Annotated in this window: 14 protein-coding genes; 6 read left to right on the forward strand and 8 right to left on the reverse strand. The window is 64.4% G+C overall.

What is annotated here, in order from left to right:
- Positions 1-12 precede the first annotated feature (12 nt).
- Together JOY90_RS30565 and JOY90_RS30575 are read right to left on the reverse strand one after the other, a co-directional pair.
- Entirely contained in the window at positions 13-237 is a 225-nt protein-coding gene (locus JOY90_RS30565; RefSeq protein ID WP_291694825.1) for a hypothetical protein, read from the reverse strand.
- 1,218 nt (positions 238-1,455) lie between these two features.
- A complete protein-coding gene (locus JOY90_RS30575) occupies positions 1,456-1,719 on the reverse strand; it encodes a multidrug efflux SMR transporter (RefSeq protein WP_291694838.1) in 264 nt (87 codons plus the stop codon).
- Between JOY90_RS30575 and JOY90_RS30580 the strand changes: the two genes are divergently transcribed.
- A complete protein-coding gene (locus tag JOY90_RS30580) occupies positions 1,607-1,849 on the forward strand; it encodes a hypothetical protein (RefSeq protein ID WP_291694840.1) in 243 nt (80 codons plus the stop codon). The genes JOY90_RS30575 and JOY90_RS30580 overlap by 113 nt on opposite strands.
- Before the next feature lie 451 nt (positions 1,850-2,300).
- Entirely contained in the window at positions 2,301-2,489 is a 189-nt protein-coding gene (locus JOY90_RS30585) for a hypothetical protein (protein ID WP_291694826.1), read from the forward strand.
- A gap of 117 nt (positions 2,490-2,606) precedes the next feature.
- On the opposite strand, the gene JOY90_RS30590 is transcribed toward JOY90_RS30585, so the two are convergent.
- The 3 genes from JOY90_RS30590 to JOY90_RS30600 form a co-directional block, all read right to left on the reverse strand.
- Positions 2,607-2,801 carry a hypothetical protein gene (locus JOY90_RS30590; protein WP_291694827.1) on the reverse strand — a complete coding sequence of 65 codons (195 nt, stop codon included), beginning with the start codon at positions 2,799-2,801 and terminating at the stop codon, positions 2,607-2,609.
- Positions 2,802-3,027: 226 nt separating this feature from the next.
- A complete protein-coding gene (locus JOY90_RS30595; RefSeq protein WP_291694828.1) occupies positions 3,028-3,285 on the reverse strand; it encodes a hypothetical protein in 258 nt (85 codons plus the stop codon).
- Between the two features lie 5 nt (positions 3,286-3,290).
- A complete protein-coding gene (locus tag JOY90_RS30600) occupies positions 3,291-3,476 on the reverse strand; it encodes a hypothetical protein (RefSeq protein ID WP_291694829.1) in 186 nt (61 codons plus the stop codon).
- A 262-nt stretch (positions 3,477-3,738) separates the two neighbouring features.
- Here JOY90_RS30600 and JOY90_RS30605 point away from each other — a divergent pair, with 262 nt between their 5' ends.
- Genes JOY90_RS30605 through JOY90_RS30620 form a run of 4 tightly spaced genes read left to right on the forward strand, consistent with a single transcriptional unit; the run spans position 3,739 to position 8,757 of the window.
- The gene (locus JOY90_RS30605; RefSeq protein WP_291694830.1) at positions 3,739-5,010 is read left to right on the forward strand and encodes a cytochrome c; all 1,272 of its coding nucleotides are present in this window, start codon (positions 3,739-3,741) and stop codon (positions 5,008-5,010) included.
- Positions 5,007-5,504: a (2Fe-2S)-binding protein gene (locus JOY90_RS30610; RefSeq protein WP_291694831.1), complete on the forward strand. Its 498-nt coding sequence runs from the start codon at positions 5,007-5,009 to the stop codon at positions 5,502-5,504. Before JOY90_RS30605 ends, JOY90_RS30610 begins: the two co-directional genes overlap by 4 nt.
- A complete protein-coding gene (locus JOY90_RS30615; RefSeq protein WP_291694832.1) occupies positions 5,501-7,735 on the forward strand; it encodes a molybdopterin cofactor-binding domain-containing protein in 2,235 nt (744 codons plus the stop codon). Before JOY90_RS30610 ends, JOY90_RS30615 begins: the two co-directional genes overlap by 4 nt.
- A gap of 47 nt (positions 7,736-7,782) precedes the next feature.
- Positions 7,783-8,757, forward strand: a complete 975-nt coding sequence (locus JOY90_RS30620) for a quinone oxidoreductase (RefSeq protein ID WP_291694833.1) — start codon at positions 7,783-7,785, stop codon at positions 8,755-8,757.
- A 39-nt stretch (positions 8,758-8,796) separates the two neighbouring features.
- Here the strand turns inward: JOY90_RS30620 and JOY90_RS30625 are convergent, their stop codons facing one another.
- The 3 genes from JOY90_RS30625 to JOY90_RS30635 form a co-directional block, all read right to left on the reverse strand.
- Positions 8,797-10,122 carry an MFS transporter gene (locus tag JOY90_RS30625; RefSeq protein WP_291694834.1) on the reverse strand — a complete coding sequence of 442 codons (1,326 nt, stop codon included), beginning with the start codon at positions 10,120-10,122 and terminating at the stop codon, positions 8,797-8,799.
- Positions 10,123-10,334: 212 nt separating this feature from the next.
- Complete coding sequence (locus tag JOY90_RS30630) at positions 10,335-10,610, reverse strand: hypothetical protein (RefSeq protein ID WP_291694835.1); 276 nt, start codon at positions 10,608-10,610, stop codon at positions 10,335-10,337.
- Positions 10,611-10,743: 133 nt separating this feature from the next.
- Positions 10,744-11,367, reverse strand: coding sequence for a S24 family peptidase (locus JOY90_RS30635; protein WP_291694839.1), 624 nt, complete (start codon positions 11,365-11,367; stop codon positions 10,744-10,746).
- Between the last annotated feature and the right edge of the window lie 32 nt (positions 11,368-11,399).

Genomic DNA, 11,399 nt, shown 5'->3' on the forward strand with positions numbered 1-11,399 from the left:
CCTGCAATCCGGCTAAGCCGCCACGTCGAGCAGAAGTCGCAACGAGCCCCTGATCAGGACCTTGCGGCCCCACGGCGTGATGACGGGCGATCCGTCGCGCATCTCCGCCAGACCAAGCGCGACGAGCGGGGCAAGCACGGTCGCGTTCAACATGCGGCGCTCTGTCGCGGGAATGCGGAGCGCCTTCAGCGCTTCCCATTGCTCCGGCGTGAGATCGTAGTCGAGCTCGGCGTTCATGGCGCTCTCGATACCATGGATTGTCGCGCGTCTCTTAACGAGATTAAGTGAACGAGGTGCGACGTGATTAGGGCTCGATTTCGATGTATCCCCAGATGCTTGCGTTCACATTCTATTGCAAAAGCGCTGGCAAAGTTTACGCAACTGTCACATCATCGTGCCAATCAATTACTCAGCTCGCTCGAATCGGCCGGCATCGTCCGGCCGCTGCCTTGATGGATGTTCGCCCTGAACACGGATTTTCTGCAGAAGCTCGGTGGCATCAACCGGCTGAAAGGCGCCGGCGGCCTCGTCATCAGCGTCGCGATCGCCGCAGGCGCAATCTTCGCACTGACGCATGCGCTCAGGAACATCGACTATGGGCAGGTGTTCGCGATCATCGAGGCCACGAGCTTCAACGTCATCGCGCTGGCGATGGTGCTGGTGACGGCCTCCTACGCCAGCATCACGCTCTATGACTGGCTCGCGCTTCACACCATGGGACGCAAGGACGTTCCCTACCGCATTGCGGCACTCGCAAGCTTCACCAGTTATCCCATTGCCCACGGCATAGGCGCAGTCGCGCTGATATCCCCGATCATTCGCTACCGGATCTATTCCGAAAGCGGATTGAACGCGATGGGGGTGGCGAACATCTGCTTCCTCACCGGGCTCACCTTCTGGCTCGGCAACATGACGGCGCTGGGCTTCAGCCTGTTCTACGAGCCGGCCGCCATCAGCGTCATCGATCATCTCTCGCCGTCGGTGAACCGCATACTGGCGGTTGCCCTGCTGTGTGCGGTCGGCGCATTCCTGGTGTGGAGTTGGCTGTCGCCGCGAACGATCGGAAAGAGCCGATGGCTGGTCCGTCTGCCGTCGGGGCCGTTGGTGCTGGTGCAGATCGTGGTCGGCCTGCTCGATCTGACGGCGGCCGCGCTGGCGATGTACATGCTGATTCCGTCCGGCGTCGAGATCGGCCCACTGCGGCTGATGGCGGTGTTCATCGCGGCGACCCTGCTCGGATTTGCCAGTCATGCGCCCGCCGGGCTCGGCGTGTTCGATGCAACGATCCTGATCGGGCTCGGCAGCCAGGATCGGGAGCAGCTGCTGGCGGCGCTCCTGATGTTTCGCTTCCTGTACCACTTCGTCCCGCTGTCGATTGCGCTCGTCCTGTTCGGTGCGATCGAGGCGCTGCGAAGCCTGCGGGCCAGGACGTCGCGCGCAAAGGCGCCGGAGAGCCTAGACCGGCGAATTGAGCTTGAGCCCGACCATGCCCGCCACGATCAAGGTGAGGCACACGACTCGGACAGGGTCGGTGGGCTCGCTATAGACCAGCATGCCGACGAGAATGCTGCCGACGGCACCGATTCCGGTCCATACCGCGTACGCCGTGCCGAACGGCAACGACCGTAGCGCCACCGCCATCAGGCCGAAGCTCAAGCCGATCGCGACGAGCGTCGCCAGGGTCGGCCAGGGTCTGGTCAGGCCGTCCGAATATTTCAGTCCGAGCGCCCAGGCGATCTCCAGCAAGCCGGCGCAGAGCAATGCCAGCCATCCGCTCACGGCGGTCAACTCCCATGGATTTGCGGATGAGAAGGGCGAATCAGCATCGTTCTCGCGGCTTGCACGTTGACTTGTCCGTCCTCCTTGCGCTGTTCGCGCGACAGACATGTGACAAAGCTCCGTTGGTTCTGCGCCGTTGTCCGGCTGCCGTCGCAAAACCGACATGTGCGACGATGGCCGACGCTGATTCGAGACGGGATGGGCATGCATGCGACCGCGGAGATTCCGCCTGGGGCAACGTGCTGCAATGCGGAAGGCGACGGGTCGCGTCGGATCTTTTTTCAACAATGTTGAACCAGTTCACGCGGGAACCCGAGATGGCTTTCATATCCGGTCCGGCTGCTCAACGAAAAGCCCGCGGACCGCCATGATTGTGACGCGAAACTGCGTTTGCAGCTCCCGATGAGTTCACGGGCGCGAGAGATATTCCGCGCCGGTCGCGACGGGCTGGGACAACCCGTCTTGGGGTCTGCTATAGGTTCGCGCCGTCGGTTGGCTTCACGCCTTCAGGAGTCGAGGTCATGAATAAACTCGTGGAGATACGCAGCCAGGAGTTTATATGTCGCGAGCGTGCTGCGCTGGATTTCGAGCGCAGGTCCTTCTGGTTGGCGCAAGCCGAGCAGTGGGAGCAGCGCGCACTGGACGAAATCGCGTACCACTTCAGGGAATGCAATCTCGACTGCGCCGAGCCGTCATTGCCGATGACGTAGCATGCGCTTCGAAGAACTCTGGCCTCTATCGTGAGGTCCCCCTGCAAATCAGGGGCGGTGCAGTCCAGGACAATCTGATCGGGCCGATCTCGCAGGTCTCGGCCATGAAATGAGATGTCAATGTCGCGACTGCGACTTTCTCACCGTGTGTCTGACTTCGGCGCCGCAGTCCGAGCATTCATAGATAAAGTCGATCTTGGCCAGGCTCCAATGCGGTTCGACCTCCCGCACGAACATCGGCAGCAAGCCTACGCAGCCCGGGCAGAGCACCGGCGCCATTTCGATGTCGTGGTGATGTACGTAAGCTGGCATGTTCCGCATCTCCTTCACTGAAGCGGGCAGTCTCAACCCCGCACGAAGCTTAATGCCGCACATGCTAAGGCAATCATGAACTCTGCCGAACGAATGAGGAACAGAGCCGACATTGGCGGCATGTGTTGTATTATTGCGACATTCTGCATGCCAATGGACATCGAGCGAGCCGGAATCGACCCGTCGCGTGGTGGGTCTCCGCGCAAGGCCAGCGGCCAAGTGCAGCTCAGCGCTCTTCCATCATAGTGAAGACAAACCCGGTCAGTGTCGCGCCGACGGCGATGGCAAGGGTGAAACAGCCGACGATGGTCAGCATGGTGGCCGTGGGTTCGGAGCTATGCGCGATCAGCACCGCGATCGCGGAGCTGTGGATCAGGGCCAGCGCAAAGGACAGCCCGAGCCCCAAGGCAATTCCCATCACCGCGTGACAGGCCATTTCGACGGCGATGGCTGCGCTGAATGTGGATCGCCTCTTGTTGCGCATTGAAATCATCCCTTCAGCGAAAACAGGCCCAGCACCACCACGAGGACGACCGCGCCGACGAGGCCTGCGATGAAAATCCCGCGCTTGAGCGAGCTGTCGAGAATGATCGCGCCGCCGCGTGCTTTCTCGGCCGGATACGGCTCAGGCTGTCTTGGAGGCGGAGCCGGCTGGGCAGGACCTTCTCTGACCATGATCGCAGCACTCTTCGTGGTGTCCTTGACGGAACGCCGGAGGTTTGAGGGGGTTCCTCCACGGTCAGCGTGTGCGGTGCGGCGCGGCCGTCGGGCATCAACAGAAGGTGAGACGGTGGTCCGGTCGCACGCCGCGGATCGGGCTTCGAAACCTGCTACATGTAAACGACGGATGACGAAGTCGCGTATCATTGGAGGGCTCTTTGCCGCGTTGCTCGTGGGCGGCGCGGGGGTGATTTTTGCTTTGACGTGGCGGCCGCCGATGGCCGCGATCGATCCGCCATCGGCACGGACCTTCGATGCCGATCTGGTCAGGCGTGGCCGCGAGCTCGCCGCGGTCGGCAATTGCAGCGACTGCCACACCACGCGCCGCGGGCCAAATTTCGCCGGCGGGCTTCCGGTGCCGACGCCGTTCGGCACGATCTTTTCGTCCAACATCACGCCCGACCCGGAGACCGGCATCGGCCGCTGGTCGGAGGAAGCCTTTCGCCGCGCCATGCGTTCGGGCGTCGATCGCGGCGGCCGCCACCTCTATCCGACCTTTCCCTACGATCACTTCACCCATGTCAGCGACGAGGATGACCGCGCCCTCTATGCCTACCTGATGACCCGTGAGCCGGTTCAGGCGCCGTTGCGCGACAACCGGCTCTCGTTTCCCTACAATCAGCGCATCCTGATCGCGGGCTGGAAGCTCCTGTTTCTGCGGCGGGACGCCTATCAGCCCGACCCGGGCAAAAGCGCCGAATGGAATCGGGGGGCCTATCTGGTCGAGGGCCTTGCGCATTGCGGCGCCTGTCACACGCCGCGTAACGGGCTGGGCGCGGAGCGCGCCACCGCGACCTTCGCCGGCGGCGACGTCGACAATTGGCAGGCCTACGCGCTGAACGCGCAATCGCCGTCGCCGGTGCCATGGAATGAGGACGCGCTGTATGCCTATCTGTGCGGCGGCTGGCATCCGGACCACGGCACGGCGCGCGGGCCGATGGCGGAGGTGGTGAGCAACCTGTCGTCCATCCCGGCCGGCGATGTCCGGGCCATCGCGACCTATATGGCCGGCGTATTCGGCGCGCCCACCCCGGACCGCCAACGCCAGGGCGAAGCCGTGCTCGCGCAGGCGAAATCGGAATCGACGGTTGCATCCGAGCCGGTCTCGGAGGGGGCCGCGATCTATGCGGCTGCCTGTGCCACCTGCCACGAAAGCGGCAGGGCGCCGCCTTACGGCGGCATCAATCTCGCATTCAGCACGGCGATCAGCGCGCCCGACCCGCGCAATCTCGCCAACATCGTGCTCTCGGGGGTGCGCCCGGTCGAGGGTGAGCGCAGCCCGATCATGCCGGGCTTTGCCGCAAGCATGGACGATGGGCAGATCGCCTCGTTGTTGAAGTACCTGCGGTCGCACGTCAGCAAGCAGCCTGCGTGGAGCGGCGTCTCGGAGATCGTCGAAGAGGCAAGGCGCACGCAGACGGCATTCCTGCAAACCGCGGCCGGGCCGCGCAATGCGCCCGCCGATCCATCACAGCGAGACCAGCCATGATGACGTTACGGGTCAATGGTTACGAATACGAGGTCGATGCGGAGCCGGATACGCCGCTGCTCTATGTGCTGCGCGACGACCTGAAGCTCAACGCCGCCAAATATGGTTGCGGCCTCGGCCAATGCGGCGCCTGCACCGTGATGGTCGATGGCAAGGCCGTGCTGTCCTGCGTCACGCCGCTGGTGCTGCTCGAAGGCAAGCGGGTGACGACACTCGAAGGACTCGGCACGGTTTCGGAGCCGGCGCCGATCCAGCGCGCATTCATGGAGGAGCAGGCGGCACAATGCGGCTATTGCATCGCCGGAATGATGATGCGGGCGCAGGCGCTTCTGCAGCGCAATCCCAAAGCGAGCGACGATGACATCCGCGCCGAGCTCGCGCCGCATCTGTGCCGTTGCGGCACCCACATGCGCATCCTGCGGGCGGTGCATCGCGCCGCGCGGCTGATGGATACGGCTGAACTGTCTCCCTCCGACCAGAGGGGGGCCCAATGAACGCACCCGTGATCCTCGATCGCCGCCAGATGCTCGCCGGCAGTGGCGCGCTGATCGTCAGCTTTTCGCTGCGCGGCGCCTTTGCGGAGGAGCAGGGCGCGCCGGCGGCGGCTGCGCCGAGCCCGCCCGGCAGTCTCAAGACATCGCCCTATCTCGATGCCTGGCTCAGGATCGACGCCGACGGCGCGATCACGGTGTTCACCGGCAAGGCCGAGCTCGGTCAGGGCTTCAAGACCGCGTTTCAGCAGATCGCCGCCGAGGAGCTCGACGTGCCCTTTGCGTCGCTGAAGGTCGTCACCGCCGACACCAGGCTGACCGCGAACGAGGGCTACACCGCGGGCAGCCATTCGATGCAGGACAGCGGCACCGCGATCCAGCACGCGGCCGCGCAGGCGCGCGCGCTTCTGGTAGCTGAAGCAGCGAAACGCCTCGAGCTCCCGGCGGAGAATCTGCGCACCGAGAATGGCGCCGTGATCGCTCAGGATGGACGGCGCCTCGCTTACGCCGATCTCGTCGCGGCCGACATGCTGCATGTGCAGGCGCAGCCGACCTCGAAGCTGAAGGATCCGGCGACGTTCAAGGTCATGGGACAGCCGGTGCCGCGCGTCGATATCCCGGCCAAGGTGACGGGCGGCGTGGCCTATGTCCAGGACATGCGGCTGCCCGACATGGTGCACGCGCGGCTGGTGCGGCCGCCGAGCTACGGCGCGGAGCTGACCGACTGCAACAGTTCGGCGGTCGAGAAGATGCCCGGTGTCGTCAAGGTGGTCAGGGACGGCAATTTCCTGGCCGTGCTGGCGCGCAAGGAGTTCCAGGCAGTCAAGGCGATGCGGGCGCTGGCGGCCGCCGCGAAATGGAAGGAAAGCGCGCGCCTGCCGAAACAGGATGATCTGTTGGCGCTGCTGACGACCCAATTGAAGTCGCAGGACATGACCATCCTCGAACGCGGCAATCCGTCCGCGGCCGGCCGGCGGACCATCGAGGCCACCTATACGCGGCCCTATCAGTCGCATGGCTCGATCGGGCCGTCCTGCGCGGTCGCGCAGTTCGTCGATGGCACCGTGACGGTGTGGACGCACACGCAGGGCGTCTATCCCGACCGGCAGGCGATTGCCGAGATGCTTCGCATGCCGCCGGCCAACGTGCGCTGCATCCATACCGAAGGCTCCGGCTGCTACGGCCATAACGGCGCCGATGATGCAGCCGGCGATGCCGCGCTGCTCGCGAAGGCGATGCCGGGCGTGCCGGTCAAGGTGCAATGGATGCGCGAGCAGGAACATGGCTGGGAGCCGTTCGGGCCCGCCATGGCGACCAAGCTCAAGGCGTCGCTCGACAGTGAGGGCAGGATCGCCGACTGGAATTTCGAGGTCTGGAGCAACACCCATTCGATGCGGCCGGGCAGCGCCGGCTCGTTGCTGGCGGCGCAGCAGATGGCGGAACCGTTCCCGGTTCCGGCGCCGAAGCCGCTTCCGCTGCCCGAGGGCGGCGGCGACCGCAATGCGATCCCGATCTACACTTTTCCCAATGCGCACGTGGTGCATCATTTCATCCCGGAAATGCCGCTGCGCATTTCGGCGATGCGCTCGCTCGGCGCCTATCACAACGTCTTCTCGATCGAGAGCTTCATGGACGAGCTCGCGGACCTCGCCAAAGCCGACCCGGTTGAGTTCAGGTTGAAGCACCTGGACGATCCGCGCGGACGTGAGGTGATCGAGAAGGCCGCGCAGGCTTTTGGCTGGCACAAGGGCCAGCAGGCGTCGCAGGATCGTGGCTACGGTTTTGCCTTTGCGCGCTACAAGAACCTGGCTGCCTATTGCGCCATCGCCAGCGAGATCGAGGTGAACCGGGAGACCGGGCGGCCACGGCTGGTCCGAGCGGTGGCCGCGGTGGACAGCGGCCAGGTGGTGAACCCGGACGGGCTCACCAACCAGATCGAGGGCGCGATCATCCAGTCGATGAGCTGGACGTTGTACGAGAGCGTCAGCTTCGACGAGGTGAGGATCACCAGCATCGATTGGCAGACCTACCCGATCCTGCGTTTCGACGCGGTCCCGGATACGATCGAGGTCCATATCATCAACCGGCCGGGAAAGCCGTTCCTCGGCAGCGGCGAGACCGGGCAGGGGCCGGCCGCCGCGTCGATCGCGAACGCCATTGCCAATGCCACGGGCAAGCGGCTACGAAATCTGCCGCTGACGCGGAAGCGCATCAAGGATGCCATCGACGCCTAGCGCGGCCGACGATTTAGTCACCAAGGAAGATTCGAGGGAGTAACGCCATGACGCATGCGATCCGCTTTCACAAGCCTGGTGGCCCGGACGTTCTGGTCTGGGAGGAGGTCAATCTCGGCAGGCCGGGGCCGGGCGAGGTGCGCATCCGACATACCGCGGTGGGGCTGAACTTCGTCGACATCTACAACCGCTCGGGGCTCTATCCCGTGTCGTTGCCGAGCGGGCTCGGCGGCGAGGGAGCCGGCGTGGTCGAGGAGGTCGGCGCCGGCGTCACCGATCTGAAGCCGGGCGATCGCGTCGCTTATGGCAGCGCGCCACTCGGCGCCTATGCCGAGGCTCGGCTGATCCCGGCCGACCGCCTGCTCAAATTGCCCGACGGCATCGACGACAAGACCGCCGCGGCCATGATGCTGAAGGGTCTGACCGTACAGTACCTGATCCGGCAGACCTACCGGGTCAAGTCCGGCGACACCATCCTGCTGCACGCCGCCGCCGGCGGCGTCGGTCTCATCCTCTCGCAATGGGCCAGGCATCTCGGCGCGACCGTGATCGGCACGGTCGGTAGCGACGAGAAGGCGAAGCTGGCGCAGGCCCATGGTTGCGCCCACACCATCGTCTACAGCCGCGAGGATTTCGTGAAGCGCGTTGACGAGATCACGGGCGGCAGGAAGGTGCCCGTGGTCTATGATTCCGTCGGCAAGGACACTTTCCTGAAGTCGCTCGACTGTCTGGCGCCGCTTGGTGTTGCCGCGCTGTTCGGCCAGTCCTCCGGCAACGTGGAGCCGCTCAATCTCGGTCTGCTGGCGCAGAAGGGATCGCTCTATGTCACCCGTCCGACGCTCAACACCTATGCCGCTAAGCGGGAGAGCCTGGTGACGATGGCGAAGGAGCTGTTCGAGGTCGTGGAGTCCGGCGCGGTCAAGATCGAGGTGCACCAGACCTATCCGCTGAAGGATGCGGCCAGGGCACACGCCGATCTCGCCGCGCGCAAGACCACCGGCTCCACGGTCCTCCTGGTCTGAGGCGAAAGCGTTGCCCGCCACGGCGGGCGACGCTTTCAGCTATTTCGACACCGGCGCCGGCACCCGTTCCAGCTCGTGGTCGTGGCCGAGCGTCAGCACGATGCCCATGGCGATGATGCCGAGGCCGGCGAGCAGCAGCAGGCCGCCGGTGTAGCTGCCGGTGTGATCCTTGATCCAGCCCATCGCGAACGGGCCGGCAAATCCGGCGAGGTTGCCGATCGAGTTGATCACGGCGATGCCCGCCGCGGCCGCGGCACCGGACAGAAAGGCGGTCGGCAGTGTCCAGAACACCGGCAGACAGCTGAAGATGCCGAAGCCTGCCACGCAGAACGAGATCATCTTCAGCGTCGGATCATCGAGCACGGTGGACGCGGCGATGCCGGCGGCGGCGATGAACAACGGGATCGCCGTGTGATAGCGCCGCTCCGCCTTCTGATCGGAGCGCCGTCCCCACCAGACCATGGCAACCAGCCCGACGGCATAGGGCGTGGCGGACACGACCGTCGTCATGAAGGTGTCGAGGCCGAACGCCTTGACGATCTGCGGTAGGAAGAAGCCGAGGCCGTAATTGGTCGCGACCGCGCCGAAATAGACCAGGCTCAAGCCGATCACACGCGGATTGACCAGCGCCTGTCCGACCGTGAACTCGCGGACCGCCTCGCGCTGCCGTCGCTCGAGCGTCAAGCGCTCGGCGAGCCAATCGCGCTCGTCCTGATGCAGCCAGACCGCGTCCGTCGGACGGTCGGTGAGATAGAAGAACACGAACCCTGACAGGATGACGGCCGGAACGGCTTCGATGATGAAGAGCCATTGCCAGCCGGCCAGTCCCAGGATGCCGTGCGAACGGTCGAGCAGCAGGCCGGAGATCGGTGCGCCGATCACGGTCGAGGCCGGAATCGCCGCCATGAAATAGCCGACGATGCGGGCGCGGTATTCCGCCGGGAACCACAGCGTCAGGTAGAAGATGATGCCGGGGAAGAAGCCGGCCTCGGCGGCGCCGAGCAACACGCGGATCAGGTAGAAGGCATATTCGTTGCCCATGCCGGTCGCGCTGGCGATGTTCGGAATGAACGCCATCAACGCTGAGAGAATGCCCCAGCTTATCATGATGCGCGCGATCCACTTCCGCGCCCCGAAACGCTCGAGCAGCAGGTTCGAAGGCACCTCGAAGATGAAATAGGCGATGAAGAAAATGCCGGCGCCGAAGCCGAATGCCGTCTGCGAGAGGCCGAGGTCCTTGTTCATCGTGAGTGCGGCAAAGCCCACATTCACCCGGTCGAGATAGGCGACGAAGTAACAGACGATGAGAAACGGGACGAGCCGTTTCGTGACCTTGCCGATCGTGCCGATTTCCAGAGCGTTCATCCGATTGCTCCATTGAAATCCTGAAACACGCCCGTGGTACGGAACGTTCCCGGGCTTGCCGGCACAGTGACAACATTGTGCGAGGCAATGCAAGCCGGGCGCGCGTTGTGCGGCGCGGGACCCGCCGCGCCGATCGACCGGCGCAGGCGTTCGGAAATCGGCGCCCTGAGTTTGCTGCCGTAGGTCGTCGTGTGGCGGGAGAACGATCGCCCTCACGCCGTCTCGTGCTTGCGCAGATCGCGGGCGTGATCGAAGCGGCCGGCCTCGAGGTCGGCGTCATCCGGATCGACCTCGTGAAGGCCCGCTTCCGCGAGGATCTCCTCGGTCACGTCGTCGACCGCATGGTCTGCGACCGCGTGGATGAAGCTGATATTGGCGTATTCGCCGGAAGCTACGCGGGAGACGACGTCGCGCCGCGTGATTTCGGGATCGACGATCGCTTCGCGGCCGCGGCGGCCATAGTCGATCATGACGACGAAGTATTGCATTCGGATAACGAGACTGATTCCATGTGGGGACGCCATTATTTCTGAAATACAGAAATAAGTCAAGCCGAGAATCAGCCCGGAGCCGCCGCGGCGCGGCCGAATCGGGCCGCCGCCGCGGCGAATCACCCCGGTCTCACTTGTCGCCGCGCTTGCCTGCCTTGCGGGTGCGGGCGGCGGCCTTGGCCCGCATCCGCTCGATCTGGGCCTTCGGCAGGGTCACGGCGATCTCGCCGATCCAGTCCAGCTTCACCCCGTTGATCGCCTTGGCGTTGAAGCTCGTCAGGTTGACGGAGCTCGGCGACTTGCCGCGCTCGATCGTCTTCAGGTAGCGCTCGCCGGTCTTCAGGCGCACCGCCGCCTCCTCGCCGAAGAAGCTCGACAGCGGATGCCGCTGCTCGCGATAGACGATGATGATGTCGCCGTTTTCATATTTCGGCTCCATCGAATCGCCCGACACCTCGAAGGCGATGGTTTCCCCCGGAATCGGGAAGGGCAATTCGATTTCCCCCAACCCCTCCGGTGGAACCTGCTCGTATTCCGGCTCGATCACGGCGCCGGCGCCGACCCGGCCCATGATCGGGACGAAGTTCAGCTCCAGATAATCCATGATCGGGCCGATCTCGGAGGCCTTGATCAGCCTCTGCCCTCCGAGAATTTCGGAAACGGCGCCGGGGCGCACGCCCATCGCTCGGGCCAGACCGCCCTTGGTCTTGCCCGGCCTCTCCAACCCCCGCTCAATCATCGTAACGTCCAGCATGGTCACCACTTTTTCGGTTTTCCAAAAGATAG

The sequence above is a fragment of the Bradyrhizobium sp. genome (assembly GCF_019242285.1).
Lineage (GTDB): Bacteria > Pseudomonadota > Alphaproteobacteria > Rhizobiales > Xanthobacteraceae > Bradyrhizobium.

Excerpts from the sequence above, each read along its gene's own strand:
- JOY90_RS30565 (WP_291694825.1), bottom strand. The coding sequence starts at position 237 with ATGAACGCCGAGCTCGACTACGATCTCACGCCGGAGCAATGGGAAGCG.
- JOY90_RS30585 (WP_291694826.1), top strand. The coding sequence starts at position 2,301 with ATGAATAAACTCGTGGAGATACGCAGCCAGGAGTTTATATGTCGCGAG.
- JOY90_RS30590 (WP_291694827.1), bottom strand. The coding sequence starts at position 2,801 with ATGCCAGCTTACGTACATCACCACGACATCGAAATGGCGCCGGTGCTC.
- JOY90_RS30595 (WP_291694828.1), bottom strand. The coding sequence starts at position 3,285 with ATGCGCAACAAGAGGCGATCCACATTCAGCGCAGCCATCGCCGTCGAA.
- JOY90_RS30600 (WP_291694829.1), bottom strand. The coding sequence starts at position 3,476 with ATGGTCAGAGAAGGTCCTGCCCAGCCGGCTCCGCCTCCAAGACAGCCT.
- JOY90_RS30605 (WP_291694830.1), top strand. The coding sequence starts at position 3,739 with ATGGCCGCGATCGATCCGCCATCGGCACGGACCTTCGATGCCGATCTG.
- JOY90_RS30610 (WP_291694831.1), top strand. The coding sequence starts at position 5,007 with ATGATGACGTTACGGGTCAATGGTTACGAATACGAGGTCGATGCGGAG.
- JOY90_RS30615 (WP_291694832.1), top strand. The coding sequence starts at position 5,501 with ATGAACGCACCCGTGATCCTCGATCGCCGCCAGATGCTCGCCGGCAGT.
- JOY90_RS30620 (WP_291694833.1), top strand. The coding sequence starts at position 7,783 with ATGACGCATGCGATCCGCTTTCACAAGCCTGGTGGCCCGGACGTTCTG.
- JOY90_RS30625 (WP_291694834.1), bottom strand. The coding sequence starts at position 10,122 with ATGAACGCTCTGGAAATCGGCACGATCGGCAAGGTCACGAAACGGCTC.
- JOY90_RS30630 (WP_291694835.1), bottom strand. The coding sequence starts at position 10,610 with ATGCAATACTTCGTCGTCATGATCGACTATGGCCGCCGCGGCCGCGAA.
- JOY90_RS30635 (WP_291694839.1), bottom strand. The coding sequence starts at position 11,367 with ATGCTGGACGTTACGATGATTGAGCGGGGGTTGGAGAGGCCGGGCAAG.